This window comes from Streptococcus sp. 10824, from assembly GCF_013276595.1.
GTDB lineage: Bacteria > Bacillota > Bacilli > Lactobacillales > Streptococcaceae > Streptococcus > Streptococcus pseudopneumoniae.
In genome coordinates this window covers 1-5,810 of sequence record NZ_VMLH01000086.1, presented here as the reverse complement: position 1 = coordinate 5,810, position 5,810 = coordinate 1, and the positions used below count along the sequence as shown (strand labels likewise).

The window sequence follows — 5,810 nt, the reverse complement described above, 5'->3', positions numbered from 1 at the left end:
ACTGGCTTGAAGCCATAATGCAATTCATTTCTCGACCACGAATCATATTTTTCAAACAGTACACCTATGTGATGATTTGGCAATTCTGTAATCGCAGAATAGGCATAACCATACGAAGGCAAATCAATATCATAGTGGTATCTCCAATCAATACTATCATCTTCTTTATTGACTAAACCAACAACTAATTGGCCTCCCTTACGGCCACTTCTAGAATTTGGTGTACTCAAAATGACTGCTTCTTTTCCATCAATTAATTGAGAGTATTTAATTGCAGATACTTGTGTGCCATATGAAGTTTGTTGGATTCCATCAATATACGAAACTTTCGACCATGTTTCTCCAGAATCTCTACTAGTCATATAAGCTATCTTACCTGTAGTGGTTCTAAAGAATGTTCGAATCACACCATCTCTCAGTTCAACCATTTGTGCTTCTGCTGTTGCATTTTTAAACGGAATTGAAGCTGAGGATTTCTTCCATGTTTGACCACTATCATCCGAAATGAGATAGGTTAGTTCTCCACTAGTATATGTTGCAAAAATCAATCTGTTACTTGATTTTAATGCTAAACCTTGTCCGGGACATAAGTAAGTTCCATTATGTTTTTCTCCTAAGAACGGAGGCAACAACTTAAATTGTTCCCAACTCTCTCCTCTATTCTGACTAGTTGTCATTGCTATATAATTAGTAGGAGTCACTTTAAATAACGAATCTTTGTAGAAAACATTCATAGGAACCTGTTTTCCATTATGCCTTTCTCTTAAAGAGCCACTATCAAAATCAACCGAATATTGTTCGACTGTTAAAGACTTTCCTCCCTCCAAAACTTCATACTTATCATTTATAGTATAATTTGTAGGTTTATTAGTTGTTTCATCATAAACGACACCATTTTCTCTAACTGTATAACGGAAATCGTTATCTCCATTCTTCTTTAGTTTTAAATAATAATGACCATTTATTTCTTTAAAACCTGAGTCGGCTTTATTTGCATTATTATTTCCAATACCCGCAGGCATAACATCAGCTAGTAATATCGTTTTCCCAGATTTTTTATCTTCAACAATGGATGAATCTATGAATGAAGCACTTCCACTAATTTGACTATTCTTTAATTTATTATCTCGTGGCCAGTAAACTAACTGCTCCTCATAGTCATTAAACCTCATAGCAAAAATTGGCTCACTCCACGTTTTCCCATTATCATCACTATAAGAAGTGGCAATATTAATCTTACTTTTAGAATCATGAGTCCCACCATAACGTGCATCAATACTTGATAGAACTCTTCCACTACTTAATGTATATAGTGTCGGTATTCTAAAATAGTTAGCTTGAGTAAAATCTCCTGATCGGAAAATTAACTGAAATGGATTTGACAAGGGAATATTTGAAACTTCCTGATCACTAATTGCTTTGTTAAATAGACTGATTTCATCAATACTTCCTTTTGCGAGGTAATGTTCCTTACCTTCACGATTAACAGCTCCTAGTGTTGCCTTATCTATACCATTTATATTTGAAATTGGCAAAAATGTATCAACTGTTTCAGAGAACACTTCTATTCCATTAACATACATTGTGTATGTTTTATCTTTAGAATCAGATACAAATACTAGTGTATTTTCAACTGCCTGTCCTTTATGCTTTCCCCATAATGAAGCTGGTCTAGAAAATAAATAATTTATTCCCTTTTGGGCGTCTCTTATTTCTACACCTATCTCACCAGAATCTCTCATGAAAATTGAAAAGTAATTATTTTTAAAGCCTGCTTTATTATTAGATAGGCCAAACAAAGCTTGAAGAGAGTTTGGTTTATCTGCTTTAAATTTCATTACTACTGTCTGACTCTCTCCAGACAATTTATCTAATAACAAAGGGCTGATATCTATACTCTTATTGTTCAGTTGATATGAGCCTCCTTGAAAAATAGGAGATATGGACAGTTGACCATAGTTTAATTCATTCGCGTGAATCAAAGTAGGGACTCCCATTAAAAGACTAATGCCTACAACAGAAATTCCTAGTTTTGAATAAAGACCTCTTTTATTCATTTTTTTCCTTCTTTCGTCTACTTCACAGATCCTTCTGATAATCCACTTGCAATCTTATTTTGGATGATAGAGAAGAAAATAATTGATGGAAGAACTACAATAACAGACGCTGCCATCATATCTCCCCAGTCTAGTATTTCTGAACCATTAAGTGAACGAAGGGCTACTGCTACTGTCATCTTTCCTGTATTGTTAATCAAAATCAAGGCATACAGGAATTCATTCCAAGCATTGATAAATGTATAAATAGCTGTTGCTACAATACCTGGTGCTACAATCGGTAGCACAACTTTATAAAACGTTACAAATTTATTTGCACCATCAATTCGAGCTGCTTCTTCAATTCCAATTGGAACTGTTTGGAAAAATCCAACTAAGAGCCAAACTGCATATGGAACACTAAAAGATAGATAAACCATCATCAAGCCAAATAAACTATTTGTTAATCCAACTTTAGCAATGGCAATTGAATAGGGAATTGCTAACAAAATTGGTGGGAAAATGTAGGTAATGACGAGTAATCTTGACATGATTGCTCCCAATTTAGGGAAGAATCGAACAATACCATAGGCTGCCATAGCAGAAATAATAATCGCAATAACAGTTGTAGCTAAGGCAATGATTAAACTGTTTCGAATGTTATCAATAAAGTGCAAATCATTGATAACATGAGTGAAATAATCTAATGTGAACTGTTCAGGCCAAAATCGTGTTGGATACTGAGTTAATTCCCCTTTACCCTTGACAGAAGATATGATAATCCATACCAATGGGAAAATTGCAACAATGGTCGCACCAATCAAGAGTACATGTGAGAGAATATCTAAATAAATACCGGATTTCTTCTTCATTATTTTCTACCCTCCTTTTCCCACTTACTGATGATAGCAAAGTAGATAAAGCAAATCGCCACCAAGAAGATAAAGAGCAATACTGTAACTGCTGAAGCACGACCCAACAATTTAGTTCCCCAACCTAGGTTGTAAGCAAAAATTGGAAGCGTCGTTGTAGCATTAGCCGGTCCACCACCAGTAATAAGGTAGATAATGTCAAAGTTATTAAAGATCCATACAGTTCTCAAAACAACTAGAAGCCCTACAACCACTTTAATATGTGGAAAGACGATAAATTTGAACACTTGCCAACTTGAAGCACCATCTATCTTAGCAGCCTCAAATTGTTCTTCGGGTACTGTTTGCAAAGCTGAAAGTACATTAACCATAATCATTGGTGCTCCAAACCAAATGTTGATAAACACCAAACATAGGAATGCCCATGTACTATCTGTCAAAAATGCAGGCGTATGTTCCATTAAACCTAATTTTACGATTAGATTAGGTAAGTAGCCATAAACCCCGTTTAGAATCCATTGCCAAGAGAAGGCAATAACGATTGTAGGAAATGCCCAAGGAACAATCAATAAGGTCCTATATAATTTCTTGAAGTGGCGTACTCTGTGAAGAGCTAAAGCCAATACAAACCCTACTAAAACTTGACCAACTAATGAGAAAATGGTCCACTTAATTGAATTAAAGAACGCATTAAAGAAGTTGGGATCTGATAGCACAGCTTTATAGTTAGCTAAACCAACAAATTTGTAATTGGGCATAATCAAATGCTTATTGGTAAAGCTATAAAAAATACTCGAGAAAAACGGATAAACAAAGAGTAATCCTACGATAATCATAGCTGGCAAAACAAATATCCAGCGAGTTAAATTACGTTCTTTAACCATTCTCCTTCTCCCTTCTTTTACAAGATTGGGCTAGGGCTTTTCAGCTCACTAGCCCACCTATTTTCTAGTCTTTTACACCTACTGAACAGCCTCAAATAAATCGTTTAATTGTTTTTCTGCTTCTTTTGCAGCTTTCATAGGATCTGTTCCATTTGTAATGATATCTTGGAACATTTGTTCAATAATGTGTTGGTTAGTCAACATACCAGCTTGTACACTTGGTCCATTTTCATAACCAATAGCAGTACCTTTTTTAACAGCTTCAGTAATTACTTCTTCAGCATGTTTAAATTTCTTACGAGTTTCATTTTCTTTATAGGCTGCAGAATCGCTAATCCCCTTAATAGTTGGCAACATACCTACTGGAGTTGAATCAAGGAATTTAATGTAGTCTTCTTCATTATAAAGTGATTCTAAGAATGCTTTAGCAACTTCTGGGTGTTTTGAATTTTTCCAAACAACCATTGGAATGTTTGAAGTTTCAATTCCTTGGTCCTTATCAGACTCTTTGATTTTTGGAATAGGATAAGCATCAATCGAATCAATCAATTGAGGACTGTTGGCATTAATTCCTCCGATATGGAAGCCAGAGTTAAAGTCAAATGCTGTTTTTCCTTGGTAGAACAAGGTAGCTTGCTGAAGGACATTAAAGTTCAAAGAATCTTGAGGTGAGATTTCTTTATACAATTTAACCCAGTATTTAATACCATCTTGAGCAAGTTGACTTGTCAAGTCTGCTTTAAGATCTTTTGTTAAGAGGCTTCCTCCACCACTACGTACGTAGAAGTTCAAGAAACGTGTTGCCATTAAGTCATTTGTTCCAAACGGAACAGATAAACCATAAACTCCAGCTTCTTTCAATTTTTTAGAAGCTTCATAGAGTTGATCCCAAGTTTTCGGAACCTCAATATTATGTTCTTTTAACAAATCTGTTCTAACCCACATAACTTGTGCATGTGAATAAAGAGGAACAGAGTAGTAATCATCTCCGATTTTTGCTTCATTTAAGGCAGTTTCGTTAAATTTATCCTGTCCAATACGCTTGATAGAATCATTTAGCGGAACCAAAGCATCTGAGTTGACCATTTCCATTACTTGGTTAGGAAGAGCTGTACTGATATCTGGCACATTCCCATTTGCTAAACCTGTAGTCCATTTAGTATAGAAGTCATTCCAAGAAAATGTTTCAATCTTGATTTTCGTTTTCGGATGCTTTTGCATGAAAGCATCTGCTGATTTTTGAATACTTTCTAAACGGGGTCCTTGAGTAAAGGAGTGCCACATTGTAATCTCACCAGATAATTCTGTCGGTGGTTCAGTACTAGTTGTAGCTTCTTTTTTTCCTGAACAAGCTACCAAGGCAACGGCTGCTAGCGCAACTCCAGCTAGACATAAAAACTTTCTCATTTTTTTCATCGTTCTTCCCTTTCTACATTAAGAAATCGCAACTTTAAAGACAATTTTTTTCACAGGTTCATCATTTATACGAACCTTGGGTTGATGTAAATCTTCTGGAAAAGTGATGAGGCATTCGCCAGCTCTCAAATGAACCAACTGTTCCACTTTCCCTGTGTATAATTCAATATCCTTCTCTTCATCATACTCTTGGGTAACGCTTACATTTTTCGGCGACGTAACAGCCATGGCTTCTTCGTTTTCCAAAACTAAATGAATATCCAAATATTTTTGGTGAGTTTCAAAGAAGGCTCCTGCTTGACCGTCTGCTAGATAAGTAAAGCAATTCCCAAACAATCGATTACCATCGATAGCAATCGGACCTTCTATTAAATTTTCTAGTCCTGTTTTTTCTAGAAAATCTATTAATGTTGCAAAATGTGGATTTACTCCCACATAAGTTCCTAAACGGCTAATTTTTGTAATAATCATCTCTTCTAACCTCCTTTCTCAATCTATTTTTCCTATCCAAGTTCCCCATTCTTCTGTCTAGCATTTTCTACTAGAAGGACATAAAAACACTACACTCTCTAGCCTATACTCTTTGAAAATCTCTTCAAACC

At 35.4% G+C, this 5,810-nt stretch carries 5 protein-coding genes; all 5 read right to left on the bottom strand.

From position 1 onward, the window contains the following. The coding region (gene nanB, locus HT701_RS08045) for a neuraminidase NanB (protein WP_119919382.1) at positions 1 to 2,057 on the bottom strand (2,057 nt) is incomplete at its 3' end. 17 nt (positions 2,058 to 2,074) lie between these two features. Next, on the bottom strand, positions 2,075 to 2,908 hold the full coding sequence (locus HT701_RS08040) for a carbohydrate ABC transporter permease (RefSeq protein ID WP_000730332.1): 834 nt from the start codon (positions 2,906 to 2,908) through the stop codon (positions 2,075 to 2,077). Next, positions 2,908 to 3,792: a sugar ABC transporter permease gene (locus HT701_RS08035; RefSeq protein ID WP_000237985.1), complete on the bottom strand. Its 885-nt coding sequence runs from the start codon at positions 3,790 to 3,792 to the stop codon at positions 2,908 to 2,910. The genes HT701_RS08040 and HT701_RS08035 overlap by 1 nt, the downstream gene beginning before the upstream one ends. Before the next feature lie 78 nt (positions 3,793 to 3,870). Further along, positions 3,871 to 5,208, bottom strand: a complete 1,338-nt coding sequence (locus tag HT701_RS08030; protein ID WP_172931402.1) for a sugar ABC transporter substrate-binding protein — start codon at positions 5,206 to 5,208, stop codon at positions 3,871 to 3,873. 18 nt (positions 5,209 to 5,226) lie between these two features. Continuing rightward, positions 5,227 to 5,679: a YhcH/YjgK/YiaL family protein gene (locus HT701_RS08025; RefSeq protein ID WP_172931401.1), complete on the bottom strand. Its 453-nt coding sequence runs from the start codon at positions 5,677 to 5,679 to the stop codon at positions 5,227 to 5,229. Positions 5,680 to 5,810 lie beyond the last annotated feature (131 nt).